This is a genomic window from Rhodococcus sp. R1101, from assembly GCF_000278445.1.
Lineage (GTDB): Bacteria > Actinomycetota > Actinomycetes > Mycobacteriales > Mycobacteriaceae > Rhodococcus > Rhodococcus gordoniae.
Map to the genome: position 1 here is coordinate 1 of NZ_AJVB01000893.1, position 678 is coordinate 678.

Annotated in this window: 1 protein-coding gene; it reads right to left on the minus strand. The window is 65.3% G+C overall.

Going from position 1 to position 678, the window contains the following annotated elements:
* A partial coding sequence (locus tag R1101_RS28920; RefSeq protein WP_037225334.1) for a PHP domain-containing protein occupies nucleotides 1-615 on the minus strand: 615 nt, incomplete at its 3' end.
* Between the last annotated feature and the right edge of the window lie 63 nt (nucleotides 616-678).

The window sequence follows — 678 nt, forward strand, 5'->3', positions numbered from 1 at the left end:
CAGACCCTCACGCACCCGGCGCTCGATCGACAGGCCGTGATCCATCAGCTCGAGGAAGAAGTTGTCCTTGCCCCAGATCTCCTGCCACTTCGCGGCGGCTTCGAGCGCCTCGCGGTCGTGGCCGAGGCGCAGCCGCGTCTGGATCTCACCCGACGGGCATCCGGTGGTGGCGATGATGCCCTCGTGGTGCCGGGCGATGAGCTCTTCGTCCATACGCGCCCACTTGCCGAGCTGACCTTCGATCGAGGCGAGCGAGGACAGCTTGAACAGGTTCCGCAGACCCGTCGAGTTCTCGGCGACCATCGTCATGTGGGTGTAGGCACCCGAGCCGGAGACGTCGTCGGACTTCTGGCTGCGGTCGCCCCACAGCACACGCTTGGTGGAGAACCGCGACTCCGGCGCCACATACGCCTCGATGCCGATGATCGGCTTGATGCCGAACTTCTTCGCGACGTTGTAGAACTCGCTGGCGCCGTACATGTTCCCGTGGTCGGTCATGCCGACGGCCGTCATCCCCAGCCGTTCGGCCTCCTTGAACAACGGTCCGACCTTGGCGGCACCGTCGAGCATCGAGTACTCGGTGTGGGTGTGCAGATGAACGAACGAGTCAGCCACGCGTGCCTCTCCCGGGATGTCTGTGGGCAGAGACGAGTCTAAGCCGCGCGGGGCTCCGCGGTG